Raw genomic sequence first — 15,719 nt, 5'->3', positions numbered from 1 at the left:
TTTGCTCGGTCAATTGCTGCTGTTACGACCATTGGGTCACGCAGAGGTTGCGTGCGCGTTACGCTTTTAATGATTCACCGGCCAACGGGCCTCTACAGCGGCAGGCTGACGCGAAACAGCGCGCCCTCGCCGATCCGGCTCTCGACACTGATGGCGCCGCCGTGGGCGGTGACGATCTGCTCGGAAATGAACAGCCCCAGGCCCAGCCCCGCCGCCACGTGGTTGGCACTGACCCGTTCGAACTGCTGAAAAATGCGCTTCTGGTTGTCTTCGCTGATACCGATGCCGTGGTCACGCACCTCGACCCGAGCCTCGCCGTCCTGGGCATAGACCCGCACTTCGATCGGGCTCTTGGCGCCGTAGCGCAGGGCGTTGGTCAGCAGGTTGGAAACCACCTGTTCGATGCGGAACTCGTCCCAGTTGCCCTCCAGGGGCTGCTCGGCCTGCAGGCTCAGGGACGACTGCGCCGCTTCCACCTGAGGCGCGAAGTTTTCCACCAGCCCGCGCACCAGCTGCGCCAGATCGAACCGCGAGGGGCGGATCGACAGCTTGCCGGTACGGATGCGCGAGATGTCCAGCATGTCCTCGATCAGGCGGATCAGGCTTTTGATCTGGCGCTCGTCGCGGTCGACCATGGCGTGCATCTTGTCCAGGCTGAAGGCCGCGGCGTTCTCCCGGGCCAGGTGCATCTTGCGCAGCTGGGTCTCGAGAATCAGGCCATTGAGCGGCGTACGCACTTCGTGGGCGACGATGGACATGAAGTCATCGCGCATGCGCACCGCCTGCTCCAGCTCGTTCTGAGTGGCCTGGAGCTTCTGGAGCAGCGCTTCCTGCTCGCGCCGGCTCTGCTCCAGGGCCTCGACCTGCTGCTTCATGGCCTTGCTCTGGCGGTACAGGTCGACGAATACGTTGACCTTGCTCTTCACCGCGTGGATGTCCAGGGGCTTGTGCAGAAAGTCCACCGCCCCGCTCTCGTAGCCCTTGAAGGCGTAGTTGAGCTCGCGCCCGGCGGCGCTGACGAAGACGATGGGAATGTTCTTGGTCTTCTCGGTGCCGCGCATCAGCTCGGCCAGCTCGAAGCCGTTCATGCCGGGCATCTGCACATCGAGGATAGCCATGGCGAACTCATGCTGGAGCAGCAGCGACAAGGCTTCGTCAGCCGACAGCGCCTTGTACACCGTACGGTCCTCGCGCTTGATCAGCGCCTCCAGGGCCAGCAGGTTCTCCGGCAGATCGTCGACGATCAGCAGCTTGGCTTGAATATTACTTAACATGGGTTCCTTCCAGCTCGGCAAGCAGACGGCTGATGCCGCGCAAAGGGAGAATGTAGTCCGGTTGATGCAGGGCCAGGGCGGCGTCCGGCATGGTCGAGACATGGGCCTCATTGGGGTCCTGGACGATGGTCAGGCCACCCTGGCGCTTGACCTCGGCCAGGCCGCGGGCGCCATCCTGGTTGGCCCCGGTCAGGAGCACCGCGGCCAGGTTCCGGCCATAGGCGTCGGCGGCGGACTCGAACAGGTAGTCGATGGCCGGGCGTGAGTGATGCAGGCGTTCTTCCTGGCTCAGGGACAGGCTGCGGTCCTGCTCCACCGACAGGTGATAGCCGGGCGCGGCGAAGTACAGGGTGCCAGGCACGATCTGCTCCTTGTCGTCGGCTTCCTTCACCGCCAGCGCCAGACGCCGGTCGAAGACTTCGGCCAGCTGGCTGCGGCGCTCGTCGGGCAGGTGCAGGACCACGATCACCGGCAGGCGGAAACCCTGGGCGAAACCGCTGAACAGCTTCAGCAAGGCTTCGACCCCACCCGCAGAGGCCCCTACCACGATCGCCTCGATCTGCGGCCAGAAACCCTGGCTGACAATCTCCTGGCTCATGTCTTGCGATAGATCCGTTCTTGTTTGACCAAGGGCTCGAAGTGCTTGCCATAGGCGGAGAAGTCCAGGGTTTCCTTGCTGCCCAGCACCAGGAAACCACGATGGCAGAGGGACTCGTGAAACAGTCCGAAGGCACGATCCTGCAATTTTTTATTGAAATAAATCAATACGTTACGACAAGAAATTAATTGAGTTTCGGAGAATACACTGTCGGTCGCCAGGCTGTGATCGGCGAAGGTCACGTTCTCGCGCAGGCTCTTGTCGAAGATCGCGTAGTCGTAGGCCGCGGTGTAGTAGTCGGCAAAGGAGCGCTGGCCGCCGGCCTGCTGGTAGTTGTGGGTGTAGGCCCGCACGTTCTCCAGGGAAAAGATGCCTTGCTTGGCCTTCTCCAGGGAGCTGGGGTTGATGTCGGTGGCATAGATGATGGTGCGCTCCAGCAGCCCCTCTTCGCGCAGCAGGATGGCCATGGAGTAGACCTCCTCCCCGGTGCTGCAGCCGGCGATCCAGATCTTGATCGAAGGATAGGTCTTGAGCAGCGGCACCACTTCCTGGCGGATCGCCAGAAAGTGCGACGGGTCGCGAAACATCTCGCTCACCGGAATGGTCAGGAACTGCAGCAACTGCATGAACGCGGTCGGGTCGTGCAGCACCCGCTCCTGCAACGCAGAAATGGTCTTGCATTCGAACTGGCGCAAAGCGTGGTTGACCCGGCGCTTGATCGAGGCACCTGAGTAGTCGCGGAAGTCGTAGCTGTACTTGAGGTAAATAGCTTCGATCAGCAAACGCAGTTCGATCTCGGTATTACGCTCCACTAAATTCTTTCCATCTTGGGTAGCCACACACGGATAAGGGAAAACAGCCGGTCCAGGTCAATGGGCTTGGCCAGGTAATCGTTGGAGCCGGCCTGCAGGCAGCGCTCCTGGTCATCCTTCATGGCCTTGGCGGTGACCGCGATGATCGGCAGCTTGCGCCAGCGCGGGTCCTTGCGGATCTGCACCGTGGCTTCGAAACCGTCCATCTCCGGCATCATCACGTCCATCAGCACCAGGTCGATATCCTCGACCTCATTGAGCCTGGCAATGGCTTCATGGCCGTTACGGCCGATCACCACTACCGCGCCCTTGTGTTCCAGGGCGCTGGTCAGGGCAAAGATGTTGCGCACGTCATCATCCACCAGGAGGATCTTGCGGCCCTCGAAGACCTTGTCGCGGCTGCGGGCGGTCTTGAGCATCTTCTGCCGTTCATGGGACAGCTGGGATTCGACTTTGTGCAGAAAAAGCGTCACTTCATCCAGCAGGCGCTCCGGCGAGCGCGCGCCCTTGATGATGATCGAGCGCGAATACTTGCGCAGCTCGGCCTCTTCATCCCGGGTCAGGTTGCGCCCGGTGTAGACGATCACCGGCGGGAAGGAGCAGATATCCTCGGTGGACATGCGCTTGAGCAGGTCGTTGCCGAGCATGTCCGGCAGCTTGAGGTCGATGACCATGCAGTCGTAGACGTTCTCGCGCAGCAGGTCCAGGGCATCCTGGGCCAGGCCCACGGCGGTGATCTCGATGTCATCGTCACCGATCAACCGGGCAATGCTGTCGCGTTGCAGGTCGTCGTCCTCCACCAGCAGCACGCGCTTGACCTTCTGCGTCAGCTTGGCTTCCAGGCGGGCGAAGACATCCTTGAGCTCCTCGCGGGTGGTGGGTTTCACCGCATAGCCCACGGCGCCCATGTGCATGGCCGCTTCCACCCGGTCTTCCACCGAAATCACGTGCACCGGGATGTGCCGGGTCTGGGCGTTCTCCTTGAGGCGCTGCAACACGGTCAGGCCGGAGTGGTCCGGCAGGCGCATGTCCAGCAGGATGGCGTCCGGGATGAACTGGGCAGCCAGGCTGTAGCCTTCGTCGGCGCCGTGGGCCACCAGGCAGTGGTAACCCAGCTCGTGGGCCAGGTCGAAGAGGATGTGTGCAAAGTTCGCCTCGTCTTCCACCACCAGGATGCAACGACTGCTGAACGGCGCCTTGTCGCGGTCATCGGCGAAGCGCGGAATGTCCGCCCCCGGGGCCTCGACCACCGGCTGCGGCAGGCTGGCAGGCTGAGGCGCGGCCACGGGCGCGACTGGGGCCGGCGGCGCCACCAGCGGCTCGGCGGCCTCCTGGTACTGCTCCGGCAGCACCAGGGTGAAGATACTGCCGCGGCCGGGTTCGCTGCTGACGCTGATGGAGCCGCCGAGCAGGGTCGCCAGATCCCGGGAGATCGACAGCCCCAGGCCGGTGCCGCCATAACGCCGGTTGGTGGTGCCGTCGGCCTGGCGGAAGGCCTCGAAGATGCTTTGCTGCTGATCCTGGGCAATGCCGATCCCCGAATCCTGCACGGCAAAGGCGATACCGGCCCCCGGCTGAGCGGACACCGTGAGGCTCACCTGGCCCTTCTCGGTGAACTTGACCGCATTGGACAGCAGGTTCTTGAGAATCTGCTCGACCCGCTGGCGGTCGGTGAACAGCATCTGCGGCGCTCCCGGTTGCAGCTCCACCTTGAATTCCAGGCCCTTGTCCTGGGTCAGCGGCTGGAACAGGCTGCGCAGCCCGTCCACCAGGCGCGGCACGCTGGCGTTCTCCGGGCGCACTTCGAGCTTGCCGGCCTCGACCTTGGAGATGTCGAGGATGTCGTTGATCAGGTTCAGCAGGTCATTGCCCGCGGAATAGATCGACTCGGCGAACTTGACCTGCTCGGGGCTGAGGTTTTCCTGGGGGTTTTCCGCCAGCAGCTTGGCCAGGATCAGCGAACTGTTGAGCGGCGTGCGCAGCTCGTGGGACATGTTGGCAAGGAACTCGGACTTGTACTTGCTGGAGCGCTGCAACTCTTCGGCGCGCTCCTCGAGCTGGGTCTGAGCCTCGTTGAGCTCGTTGTTCTTGCGGTCCATGGCGTCGCGCTGATCGGCCAGTATCTGCGCCTGCTCCGCCAGTTGCTCGTTGGTCTGCTCCAGCTCCACCTGCTGGGTTTCCAGGTGCACCTGGGATTCCTTGAGGATCCGCGACTGCTCTTCCAGCTCCTCGTTGGCGGTCTTGAGCTCTTCCTGCTGCACTTGCAGCTCTTCGTTGAGCTGCTGGGTCTCGGCCAGCACTTCCTGCAGGCGCTGGCGATAACGCGCGGCCTCGATGGAGGTGCCGATATTGCCGGCAATCAGTTCCAGCAGCTCGACGTCGCGCTCGCTCAAGGCCCGCAGGAAGCCCAGCTCGATCACCCCGTTGACCCGGTCGTCGTCACGGGTCGGCACCACCAGCACGCTGCGCGGCGAACCATCGCCCAGGCCGGAGCTGACCTTGAAGTAATCGGCGGGCACCTCGTCCAGACGGATCAGGCGCTTGTGCTGCGCGGCCTGCCCTACCAGCCCTTCGTCACTGTACAGCGACTGTTCCTGGGCTTCCTGTTCCCGGGAGAAGCCATAGGACGCCACGCGCCTGAGGCCCCCGTGCTCCTCGCGCACATAGAGCGCCGCCACCGGTGTGCCCAGGTACTGGGCGCAGAATTGCAGGATGTTGCGCCCCAGCAGGTTCAGGCTCAGCTGGCCGAGCATCTGCTCGGCCAGTTCGGTCTGGCCGTTGCGCAGCCAGGCCTGCTGTTCCAGGCGCCGGGCGCTCTTTTCCTGGGCTTCGAGGTTGTCGCTGTAGCTCTTGGACAGTGCCAGCAGGTCACGACGGCCGATGTAGGCCAGCAGCGCGCTGATGCCCACCACGAACAGCAGGTACAGCACCACGCTGAAAATGGTGGTGCGCGTAACGTTCTCGTTACGCTCCAGGCGCAACTGCTGCTCCATGGCCACCGCGTCGTCGTATTCCTTGCGGATCTCGTCAGTCAGGCGCTTGCCACGCCCGGCCTGCACCGCCCCGCGGTAATCACCGCTCTGGCGGCGCAGGTCGATCATGCCCTGGGCAAAGTTGTTCCACTCCACCTGCAGGGCTTCCAGGCGCTTGAGCCGGTCCACCTGCTGCGGGTTGTCCGCCACCAGCTCCTGCAAGCTGCGCAGTTCGCTGACGATGCGCGGCTTGGCCACTTCGTAGGGGTCCAGAAAGTGCTCGTCGCCAGTGATCAGGAAGCCGCGCATGCCGGTTTCCAGGTCGATGGTCAGGCGCGCCGACTCGTTGAGGTTGTTGATCACTCGATCAGTGTGCTGCACCCACTGGATGACCGAGAGCAGGTAGGTGATCAGGGACACGAAAAAAATCGCGCTGAGTACACCGACACCCAGCGGCAGGCTGATGTTGCGGGTCAGCAGCTTGCGGAAACTCTGTTCATCAACCGAGGACGGACGAATCATTTGATGGGCCTTGGCGCTGGTGAAAAAAAACGAAGTTTGCCCCACATTCAGCCAGGACAGCTATTTTTTATAACCAAGGTAGCGCTCGCTTGCGATTTGTCCTGCCGTGGGACAAAGGAAGCGGTTATTCTTGCCGACGCTTGTACAAGGGGAATTTTTTGTACAGCTTCGGGAACTTGTGGCAAGCCGGCACTTACTGATGCACAGGGCTGCCTGCCGCACTGCCCCGCCGAATTCATTTCTTGAGAGTGTCCCTATGCCCGCCAGCGCCTCCACCATCCTAGTCGTCGAAGACGATGCCATCGTGCGCATGCTGATTGTCGATGTCCTTGAAGAACTGGAGTTCAGCGTGCTGGAGGCCGACGGCAGCGAAGCGGCCCTGAGCCTGCTGGAGGACGCCGGGCAACATATCGACCTGCTGATGACCGATGTCGGCCTGCCCGGGATGAACGGCCGCGAGCTGGCGGAGCGTGCCCGCACCCTGCGGCCGCAGTTGCCGGTGCTGTTCGCCAGTGGTTACGCCGAGTCCATCGAGGTGCCGGCCGGCATGTCGGTCATCGGCAAGCCGTTCTCCATCGACCAGCTGCGCGACAAGGTGCGCAGCATTCTCGGCTGAGGCCAGGCAGCCTGCTCGGGCGCTGGCGCGCTGTGGTTTAATGGCGGCCTTTTTTACCCCCCGCCTGCCAGGAATGCCCGCTCATGAGCCCCACCGCCGCAACCAAAGTCCTGATCATTGGTTACGTCTGGCCCGAACCCCGCTCCTCTGCCGCCAGCGGGCACATGATGCAGATCCTCCAGAGCTTCCTCGACCAGGGCTGGGAGCTGACCTTCAGCAGCCCGGCCAACGAGGGCGAACACAAGGAAGACCTGACGGCCCTGGGCATTCGTGAATGCCCGATCGAACTCAACAACGCCAGCTTTGACCGTTTCGTCGCCGAGCTGGCACCGGATATCGTGCTGTTCGACCAGTTCATGATGGAGGAACAGTTCGGCTGGCGGGTGGAGCAGCATTGCCCGAATGCCCTGCGGGTGCTGGAGACCTCCGACCTGCAATGCCTGCGCCATGCCCGGCACCAGCGCCTCAAGGATGTTCTCAAGGAGGGCACCGAGGAAGACGACTTCAGCCCGCTGTTCGCCCAGGCGCCGGAGCAGGAATTCCAGCACATGGCCGTCACCGACCTGGCCAAGCGCGAGATCGCCGCCATCTATCGCTGCGACCTGAGCCTGATGATCTCCGAGGTGGAAATCGAGCTGCTGGTGCAGCAGTTCCACTTGCCGCCGGCCCTGCTCCACTGGTGCCCGCTGATGCTCGAGCAACTGCCGCAGGGCTTTGCTCCCTTCGAGCAGCGGGCGCACTTGCTGAGCATCGGCAACTTTCGCCATGCGCCGAACTGGGACGCCGTGCTGTGGATGAAGAACCGCGTATGGCCGCTGATCCGCCAGCAATTGCCCGGCGCGCAATTGCACCTGTACGGCGCCTACACCCCGCCCAAGGCCGCGGCGCTGCACAACCCGGCCCAGGGCTTTCACATCATGAACTGGGCCGAGGATGCGCTGCAGGTGATGAGTGCAGCGCGGATCTGCCTGGCGCCCCTGCGTTTCGGCGCCGGGATCAAGGGCAAGCTGCTCGATGCCATGCTTTGCGGCACGCCCAGCGTCACCACCCCGGTGGGCAGCGAATCCATGTCCCAGGACGGCCTGCCATGGCCAGGGGCGGTGGCTGAATCCGCCAGTGGCCTGGCGGCGGCCGCGGTGCGCCTCTATCAGGACCGGCAGCTGTGGGAGCAGGCCCAGGCGGATGGCCGGCAGTTGCTCGAAGCGCGCTACCGCCAGCAAGTCCACGGCCCGGCGCTGATCCAGCGCCTGCAACACTGCCGCCAGCACCTGGAGCAACTGCGCCGGGACAACTTCACTGGCGCCATGCTGCGTCACCACCATCACAAGAGCACCCAGTACATGGCGCAGTGGATCGAAGCGAAAAACCGCCCGGCCTCCTGACCCTTCTTCGCTGGCGCACTGCCGGCGGTGCGCTTGCCGGCGAACAGGCCCTGGGATTTGCGCCGAACGTGAGGCCGCCTTCGCTGGCAAGCCAGCTCCTGCAGTTGGCGTGATATCGGCGGTGTTCTTGTAGGAGCCGGCTTGCCGGCGAACAGGGCGCCAACCCTGAGAACGCCTTCTCTGGTGCGCGAGCGGGCCACGAGGCATTATCAGCCGGGCCTACAACAAGAACAGGCCCGCGCCATGAGCCGACCCGGCAAGATCACCGACCCCTCCTATGAGTTGATGGACGACCACAACGGCCTGTCCATCATCTATCGCCAGCACGGCTTCCCCTGCCCTCTGGTGCGCTGGCACTTCCACAAGGAATACGAGCTGCACCTGATAGTCGCCAGCTCCGGCAAGGTGTTCATCGGCGACTACATCGGCAACTTCTACCCGCAGACGCTGTTTCTCACCGGCCCCAACCTGCCCCACAACTGGATCAGCCAGGTGGCCGAGGACGAAGTGGTGGCCAAGCGCGACATGTTGGTGAACTTCACCGATGAGCTGTTCGACAGTGGCAGCCAGGTGTTCGCCGAGCTGAAGAACCTCAGCCCGCTGCTGGAGCGGGCGCAGTACGGCATCGAGTTCCGCTGCCCGCAAACCATCGCCCAGGCCCTGCCACTGATGCAGCGCATCGCCGACTCCAGCGGCATCACCCGCCTTGGCCACTTCCTCATCCTCATGGAGCTGCTGGCGGCCTGCGACGACTACCAGTTGCTGTCCGGCGCCACCAGCGTGCAACTGGCGGACGAACACAGCGTCGACCGCACCAACCGCGCGGTGGACTACATCTTTGCCCACTACGCCCGGGAGTTGCCCCTGGAGGAAGTGGCCGACTACCTGGGCATGAAGCCCAGCTATTTTTCCCGGGTGTTCAAGCAGGCCACCGGGCGCTGCTTCGTCGAGTTCGTCAACCGGCTGCGCATCAGCAAGTCCTGTGAACTGCTGGCCGACGGCGACAAACCGGTGACCGACGTGTGCTTCGAGTCGGGCTTCAACAACATTTCCAACTTCAACCGGCGCTTCCAGCAGCTCAAGGGCATGACCCCCTCCCACTACCGCCGCCTGGCGGTGCAACGCCTGACCGAACAGAACCTCGGCTGAGTACCCACGCCCGGCGCAGGTCTCAAGGGCCTCTTCGCCGGCAAGCCGGCTCCTACAAGAGCCCCCAATATCACGCCAGCTGTAGGAGCTGGCTTGCCAGCGAAGGCGCCCCCACGCCCGGCGCAGGGAACAATCGCCCCCCAGAGCCAACAAACCGGTCCAGGCTTGGTAAACGAGACCCGTTCAGCTTCCGTTCAGCAGTTGTCAATAATCTTCATTTGGCAATGAGTATCATTATGTTACAAATTACCCCCTAGCCTATTTGCCCACCGGTGCTGAATGCTCGTTCCATTTCTGATCATGTTGCGCGAAGGGATTGAAGCCGCGCTTATCGTTGGCATCATCGCCAGCTACCTGAAACAGACTGGCCGTGGCCAGTGGATGCCCGCCGTGTGGATCGGGGTCTTCCTCGCCGCGGCCCTGGCCCTGCTGGTGGGCGGCGGCCTGGAACTGATGAGCGCCGAATTCCCGCAGAAGCAGCAGGAACTCTTCGAAGGCATCGTCGGCCTGGTGGCCGTCGGCATCCTCAGTTCCATGGTGTTCTGGATGCGCAAGGTGGCGCGTTCGATCAAGCATTCCCTGCATGTCTCCCTGGACCACGCCCTGGCCGGCTCCAAGCACCAGGTCACGGCGCTGATCGCCATGGTGTTCTTCGCCGTGGCCCGCGAAGGCCTGGAAACCGTGTTCTTCCTGCTGGCGGTGTTCCAGCAGAGCGAAGGCCCGGGCGCGCCCATAGGCGCCCTGCTGGGCCTGATCTCAGCGATCATCGTCGGCTTCCTGATCTACACCGGCAGCATGCGCCTGAACCTTGGCGCCTTCTTTCGCTGGACCGGGCTGTTCATCCTGGTGGTGGCCGCCGGCATCCTCGCCAATTCGGTGCAGGCCCTGCATGAAGCCGGGGTCTGGAACCACCTGCAGACCGTACTCTTCGACTTCAGCGCCAGCCTGCCCATGGATGGCCCGGTGGGCTCGGTACTGGCCGGCATGTTCGGCTACCAGGACGCCCCCACCATCAGCACCCTCGGCGCCTATGTGCTGTACCTGGCCGTGACCCTGGTGCTGTTCTTCCTGCCCGGCGGCGCCCCAGCCAAAGCGCCCGGCTCAACGTCTTCCGTTTCCAGTCAGTAAGGCTCCCCATGACCCAGCAAGCCTCTCCCCAGGCCTCGCCTCCCCGCGCTCTGCGCTGGGCGGTTGCCGGTTCGGTGATCGTCATGATCGCCGCCGGCGGGCTGTTCTACTACGCCTCGCAACTGGCCGCCAGCAAGCGCCAGGCCCACCAGGGCGAGATCACCGTGACCATCCACCCCAAGAGTTGTGAACCCAACGCGCTGACAGTCCCGGCCGGGCGCGCCAGCTTCCGCATCGTCAACCGTTCGGATCGCGCCGTGGAGTGGGAAATTCTCGACGGCGTGCTGGTGGTGGAGGAACGGGAAAACATCGCCCCGGGCCTGAGCCAGGTGATCAACGCCAACCTGCAGCCAGGGGACTACGCCATCACCTGCGGGCTTTTGAGCAACCCCCGCGGCACCCTGCACGTGACCCCGACCGCCGAGTCCGACGCCCAGGCCAAGGCGCGGCCGTCGATGGTGGCCTTTATCGGCCCGCTGTCGGAGTTCCGGGTCTACCTCAGCACCCAGGGCAGTGTCCTGGTCAAGGCAGTGAACGCCTTGCAGCAGGCCATAGACGCCGGCGACCTGAAACAGGCCCAGGCGCTGTACTTGCCGGCCCGCGCAGCCTATCAGCGCCTGGCCCCGGCAGCTCAGCGCCTGGCCGAGCTGGACAACACCATCAACGCCCGTGCCGATTATTTCGAACAGCGCGAACAGGATCCGGGCTTCAGCGGTTTCCACCGCCTGGAATACGGCCTGTTCCAGAAAAATGACCTGGCAGGCCTGGCTCCCGTAGCTCAGCGCCTGTCCAGCGACGTGGTCAGCCTCAAGGAACAGTTGCTGGCCCAGACCCTGCCACCGGAGCAATTGGTGAGCATCGTCGCGCGCAACATGCGCAGCCTGGCCGACCTGCGGGCCAGCAGCGGTGAAGAGGAACGCTACAGCCACAGCGACCTCAACGGCTTTGCCGCCAACCTGGAAACCACGCGCAAGGTCATCGACCTGCTACGGCCGCTGCTGGCCAAGTCCGCGGCCCAATTGCTACCCCAGGTGGACAGCGCCGCCGATGCCCTGGCCACTCGCCTGGCCAGCCTGCGCGACGGCTTCGGCTATGTGGCCTACGACCAGGTCGACGCCCGGCAGCGCAAAGAGATCGCCGACAAAGCCAAGGCCCTGGCCGACGCCCTCGACGCTATTGATCCCGCACTTGGCCTTTCCGGCCTGTAACAAGACGAGTTTTCAATGAACGATTCAGATCAGCCCAATCCGTCTTTTTCCGCCCAGCGTCGGCGCGTGCTGCTGGGCATGGGCGCCGCCGGCGTGGCCCTGGCCGGCAGCAGCCTGAGTTGCCCGGCCATGGCCGCCGCGCCCGCCCAGGTCACCGAAGCCCCCAGCAGCGACAAGACCCAGGACCGCCACGACTTCCATGGCCAGCATCAGAGCGGCATCGTCACCCCGCGCCCGGCTGCGGGCATGCTGGTGTCCTTCGATGTGCTGGCCAGCGACCGCGACGACCTGGAACGGCTGTTTCGCACCCTCGACCAACGCATTGCCTTTCTCATGCGCGGTGGCCCGGTGGCCCAGGTGGACCCGAAGCTGCCGCCCTTGGATTCCGGCATCCTCGGCCCGGTGGTGACCCCGGACAACCTGACCATCACCGTCTCGGTGGGCGAATCGCTGTTCGACGAGCGCTTCGGCCTGGAGGCGGCCAAACCCAAGCGCCTGATCCGCATGGTGGGCTTCCCCAACGATGCCCTGGAGCCCGCCTGCTGCCACGGCGACCTGAGCCTGCAGTTCTGCTCCAACACCGCCGACACCAACATCCACGCCCTGCGCGACATCGTGAAGAACCTGCCCGACCTGCTGCTGGTGCGCTGGAAACAGGAAGGCAGCGTACCGCCCCAGGCCCCGGCCAAGCCCGGCGAGCCGGCGCAGAGTGCGCGCAATTTCCTGGGCTTTCGCGATGGCTCGGCCAACCCCGACTCCAACGACCCGAAGGCCATGCAGCAGATCGTCTGGGTCCAGCCCGGCAGTGACGAACCGGCCTGGGCGGCCCATGGCAGCTACCAGGCAGTGCGGATCATCCGCAACTTCGTCGAACGCTGGGACCGCACCCCGCTGCAAGAGCAGGAAAGCATCATCGGCCGGATCAAGACCAGTGGCGCGCCCATGGACGGCCAGAAGGAAAGCCAGGTGCCCGACTACGCCCGGGACCCCCATGGCAAGGTCACCAAGCTCGACGCCCACATCCGCCTGGCCAACCCGCGCACTGCCCAGAGCCAGCAGAACCTGATCCTGCGCCGGCCGTTCAACTACTCCAACGGGGTCAACAAGAACGGCCAGCTGGACATGGGCCTGCTGTTCATCTGCTACCAGGCCGACCTGGAGAAAGGCTTCATCGCCGTACAGACCCGTCTGAACGGCGAACCCCTGGAGGAGTACCTCAAGCCCACTGGTGGCGGTTACTTCTTCACCTTGCCGGGGGTCACCGGCGAAGAGGATTTCATCGGGCGTTCGCTGCTCGATGCCACCCGACCTAAAAGCACTGCCTGACACCCCTAACACAACAACCCCCACGGAAAAGTCCCATGAAAAAGTCGCCTCTCGCTGTGTTGCTGACCCTTGGCTTGCTCCACGCGCCGCTTTCGGCGTTCGCCGCAACTGCGCCCCTGGAGCTGGTGGGGCCGATCTCCGACTACAAGATCTACGTCACCGAGCAGCTCGACGAACTGGCCAGCCACACCCAGCAGTTCACCGATGCGGTGAAAAAGGGCGACCTGGCCGCCGCCAAGAAGCTCTACGCGCCGACCCGGGTCTACTACGAGTCGATCGAACCGATCGCCGAGCTCTTCAGTGACCTGGACGCGTCCATCGACTCCCGGGTCGACGACCACGAGAAAGGCGTCAAGGCCGAAGACTTCACCGGCTTCCACCGCCTGGAATACTCGCTGTTCTCGGAAAACAGCACCGAAGGCCTGGGCGAGCTGGCCGACGGCCTGAACAAGGACGTCAAGGACCTGCAGACCCGCGTCGCCGGCCTGACCTTCCCGCCGGAAAAAGTCGTGGGTGGCGCCGCCGCGCTGCTGGAAGAAGTGGCCGCAACCAAGATCTCCGGTGAAGAAGACCGCTACAGCCATACCGACCTCTACGACTTCCAGGGCAACATCGACGGGGCGAAGAAAATCGTCGACCTGTTCCGTCCGCAGATCGAGAAGCAGGACAAGGCCTTTGTCGCCAAGGTGGACAAGAACTTCGCCACGGTGAACAAGATCCTGGCCAAGTACAAAACCCCTGACGGCGGCTTCATGACCTACGACAAGGTCAAGGAAAACGACCGCAAGGCCCTGGTAGGCCCGGTCAATACCCTGGCCGAAGACCTCTCCACCCTGCGCGGCAAACTGGGCCTGAACTGAGCCCGGACCCCAACACGCCATCCTCCCTGTAGGAGCTGGCTTGCCAGCGAAAGCGGCCCAGGGCACAGCACCCGCCTCAAGGCCCTCTTCGCCGGCAAGCCGGCTCCTACACAGGCAGAACAGCACCCCGCCCCCCCGTAGGAGCTGGCTTGCCAGCGAAAGCGGCCCAGGGCACAACGCCCGGCTCAAGGCCCTCTTCGCCGGCAAGCCGGCTCCTACACAGGCAGAACAGCACCCCGCTACCCCCGTAGGAGCTGGCTTGCCAGCGAAAGCGGCCCTGGGCACAGCACCCGGCTCAAGGCTCTCTTCGCCGGCAACATCATCACGAATGCAGATAAGCCTGGGCTGTGACACGTTATCCCGTTAACGTTCACGGCCCATCGACTTTCATGGAAGACCCTTCATGCCTCGCTCCACAGCCGCCAGCGCGCCGCTGACCGTCAGACCCTTCTCGCTGGTTCCACTGATGGCCGCCTATATGGCCTGCACCATGTCGATGATGGCCTTCGTCTCGCTGATCGGCCCGATCTCCCGGGCCCTGCACCTGGAAACCTGGCATGCCGGCGCGGCCGTCACCGTTTCCGGGGTGATCTGGATGCTCCTGGCACGCCCCTGGGGCCAGGCCAGCGACCGCTTCGGCCGGCGCCGGGTGCTGCTGCTGGGCACCGCCGGCTTCACCCTCGCCTACTGGGCCTTGTGCCTGTTCATCGACCTGTCGCTACAGTCGCTGCCCAGCGTCGCCATGGCCTTTCTCGGCCTGATGCTCGGCCGCGGCTTGATCGGCGCCTTCTACGCGGCGATCCCGGTGGGCGGCTTCGCCCTGATCGCCGATAACGTCGAACCTCAGCACCGCGCCCGTGCCATGGCCACTCTGGGCGCCGCCAACGCCGTGGGCCTGGTGCTGGGCCCGGCGGTGGCCGCGCTGCTGGCGCGCTACAGCCTGAGCCTGCCGTTCTACGCCATGGCGGTGCTGCCGTTGCTGGCATTCCTGGTGCTGCGCTACCAACTGCCGCGCCAGGAACTGCACCTGGCCCAGGCGCCGACCCGGGTACGCCTGGGCGACCCGCGACTGCGCCGGCCCATGGTGGTGGCCTTTGTCGCCATGCTCTGTGTGTCGGTGGCCCAGATCACCGTCAGCTTCTATGCCCTGGACCGGCTGCACATGAGCCCCGCCGATGCCGCCCAGACGGCCGGGGTGGCCCTGGCCATGGTCGGCGTGGCGCTGATCTGCGCGCAGTTGGTGGTGCGCAAGCTGGAATGGCCGCCGCTGCGGATGATCCGCTACGGCGCCCTGCTGTCCGCGCTGGGTTATGCCGGCAGCATGCTGGTGGACAGCGCCTGGGGCTTGTGGCTGGCGTTCTTTGTATCGGCGGCAGGCATGGGTGGGGTGTTTCCGTCGTTCTCGGCCCTGGCGGCGAATGCCGTAGAGGCCTCGGAACAGGGCGCGACTGCCGGCAGCATCGGCGCCGCCCAGGGCCTGGGCGTGGTCATCGGGCCCATGGCCGGCAGCCTGATCTACGCCATCGAACCGCGCCTGCCCTACCTGCTGGCGGCGGTGCTGCTGGTACTGATCGCGATCTGGCCCGCCCCGCAGCCCAAAGACCTGTAGCCGCTGCTGCGGGCTGCGAACGGCTGCAAATCAGACGCCGTTCTTGAGGTTGCTGAAGGCCCTGCGGACCTTTGCGCAGCCTCGCAGGCTTGGCAGCGGCTACAGGTACTGCGCTGCTTTTGTAGCCGCTGCCGCAGGCTGCGAACGGCTGCGAAGCAGACGCCGCTCTTGAGATTGCTGAAGGTCCTGCGGACCTTTGCGCAGCCTCGCAGGCTTGGCAGCGGCTACAGGTACTGCGCTGCTTTTGTAGCCGCTGCCGCAGG

General features: G+C 64.3%; 12 protein-coding genes. 8 read left to right on the top strand and 4 right to left on the bottom strand.

The window, feature by feature from the left end; translation table 11 throughout:
• Positions 1-92 precede the first annotated feature (92 nt).
• Genes AC1RCO_RS04520 through AC1RCO_RS04505 form a run of 4 tightly spaced genes read right to left on the bottom strand, consistent with a single transcriptional unit; the run spans position 93 to position 6,178 of the window.
• Positions 93-1,274, bottom strand: a complete 1,182-nt coding sequence (locus tag AC1RCO_RS04520) for a hybrid sensor histidine kinase/response regulator (RefSeq protein ID WP_011061531.1) — start codon at positions 1,272-1,274, stop codon at positions 93-95.
• A complete protein-coding gene (locus AC1RCO_RS04515; protein ID WP_011061532.1) occupies positions 1,264-1,872 on the bottom strand; it encodes a chemotaxis protein CheB in 609 nt (202 codons plus the stop codon). The genes AC1RCO_RS04520 and AC1RCO_RS04515 overlap by 11 nt, the downstream gene beginning before the upstream one ends.
• Positions 1,869-2,684 (bottom strand): CheR family methyltransferase, encoded by an 816-nt coding sequence (locus AC1RCO_RS04510; protein WP_011061533.1) that lies wholly within the window; start codon positions 2,682-2,684, stop codon positions 1,869-1,871. The genes AC1RCO_RS04515 and AC1RCO_RS04510 overlap by 4 nt, the downstream gene beginning before the upstream one ends.
• On the bottom strand, positions 2,684-6,178 hold the full coding sequence (locus AC1RCO_RS04505) for a response regulator (RefSeq protein WP_492617433.1): 3,495 nt from the start codon (positions 6,176-6,178) through the stop codon (positions 2,684-2,686). The genes AC1RCO_RS04510 and AC1RCO_RS04505 overlap by 1 nt, the downstream gene beginning before the upstream one ends.
• 256 nt (positions 6,179-6,434) lie before the next feature.
• Between AC1RCO_RS04505 and AC1RCO_RS04500 the strand changes: the two genes are divergently transcribed.
• The 8 genes from AC1RCO_RS04500 (at position 6,435) to AC1RCO_RS04465 (ending at position 15,456) form a co-directional block, all read left to right on the top strand.
• Positions 6,435-6,794 (top strand): response regulator, encoded by a 360-nt coding sequence (locus AC1RCO_RS04500; RefSeq protein WP_011061535.1) that lies wholly within the window; start codon positions 6,435-6,437, stop codon positions 6,792-6,794.
• Between the two features lie 83 nt (positions 6,795-6,877).
• On the top strand, positions 6,878-8,176 hold the full coding sequence (locus tag AC1RCO_RS04495; RefSeq protein ID WP_492617432.1) for a glycosyltransferase: 1,299 nt from the start codon (positions 6,878-6,880) through the stop codon (positions 8,174-8,176).
• 243 nt (positions 8,177-8,419) lie between these two features.
• Positions 8,420-9,325, top strand: coding sequence for an AraC family transcriptional regulator (locus AC1RCO_RS04490; protein WP_011061537.1), 906 nt, complete (start codon positions 8,420-8,422; stop codon positions 9,323-9,325).
• 279 nt (positions 9,326-9,604) lie between these two features.
• Positions 9,605-10,453: an iron uptake transporter permease EfeU gene (gene efeU / locus AC1RCO_RS04485; RefSeq protein WP_011061538.1), complete on the top strand. Its 849-nt coding sequence runs from the start codon at positions 9,605-9,607 to the stop codon at positions 10,451-10,453.
• Between the two features lie 8 nt (positions 10,454-10,461).
• The gene (gene efeO / locus AC1RCO_RS04480) at positions 10,462-11,661 is read left to right on the top strand and encodes an iron uptake system protein EfeO (RefSeq protein WP_019095342.1); all 1,200 of its coding nucleotides are present in this window, start codon (positions 10,462-10,464) and stop codon (positions 11,659-11,661) included.
• A 15-nt stretch (positions 11,662-11,676) separates the two neighbouring features.
• A complete protein-coding gene (gene efeB, locus AC1RCO_RS04475; RefSeq protein ID WP_011061540.1) occupies positions 11,677-12,987 on the top strand; it encodes an iron uptake transporter deferrochelatase/peroxidase subunit in 1,311 nt (436 codons plus the stop codon).
• 35 nt (positions 12,988-13,022) lie between these two features.
• A complete protein-coding gene (efeO, locus tag AC1RCO_RS04470) occupies positions 13,023-13,847 on the top strand; it encodes an iron uptake system protein EfeO (RefSeq protein WP_011061541.1) in 825 nt (274 codons plus the stop codon).
• 403 nt (positions 13,848-14,250) lie between these two features.
• Positions 14,251-15,456, top strand: coding sequence for an MFS transporter (locus AC1RCO_RS04465; RefSeq protein ID WP_011061542.1), 1,206 nt, complete (start codon positions 14,251-14,253; stop codon positions 15,454-15,456).
• Positions 15,457-15,719 lie beyond the last annotated feature (263 nt).

The sequence above is a fragment of the Pseudomonas sp. GW823-FHT03E05 genome (assembly GCF_058796855.1).
Note: the sequence above shows the minus strand (reverse complement) of the source record. Positions and strands in the feature narration are given on the sequence as shown.

Bases quoted from the DNA above. Each gene is read 5' to 3' on its own strand.
- AC1RCO_RS04505 (WP_492617433.1), bottom strand. From the start codon at position 6,178: ATGATTCGTCCGTCCTCGGTTGATGAACAGAGTTTCCGCAAGCTGCTG.
- efeU (WP_011061538.1), top strand. From the start codon at position 9,605: ATGCTCGTTCCATTTCTGATCATGTTGCGCGAAGGGATTGAAGCCGCG.
- AC1RCO_RS04495 (WP_492617432.1), top strand. From the start codon at position 6,878: ATGAGCCCCACCGCCGCAACCAAAGTCCTGATCATTGGTTACGTCTGG.
- AC1RCO_RS04520 (WP_011061531.1), bottom strand. From the start codon at position 1,274: ATGTTAAGTAATATTCAAGCCAAGCTGCTGATCGTCGACGATCTGCCG.
- efeO (WP_019095342.1), top strand. From the start codon at position 10,462: ATGACCCAGCAAGCCTCTCCCCAGGCCTCGCCTCCCCGCGCTCTGCGC.
- AC1RCO_RS04500 (WP_011061535.1), top strand. From the start codon at position 6,435: ATGCCCGCCAGCGCCTCCACCATCCTAGTCGTCGAAGACGATGCCATC.
- AC1RCO_RS04465 (WP_011061542.1), top strand. From the start codon at position 14,251: ATGCCTCGCTCCACAGCCGCCAGCGCGCCGCTGACCGTCAGACCCTTC.
- efeB (WP_011061540.1), top strand. From the start codon at position 11,677: ATGAACGATTCAGATCAGCCCAATCCGTCTTTTTCCGCCCAGCGTCGG.
- efeO (WP_011061541.1), top strand. From the start codon at position 13,023: ATGAAAAAGTCGCCTCTCGCTGTGTTGCTGACCCTTGGCTTGCTCCAC.
- AC1RCO_RS04490 (WP_011061537.1), top strand. From the start codon at position 8,420: ATGAGCCGACCCGGCAAGATCACCGACCCCTCCTATGAGTTGATGGAC.
- AC1RCO_RS04515 (WP_011061532.1), bottom strand. From the start codon at position 1,872: ATGAGCCAGGAGATTGTCAGCCAGGGTTTCTGGCCGCAGATCGAGGCG.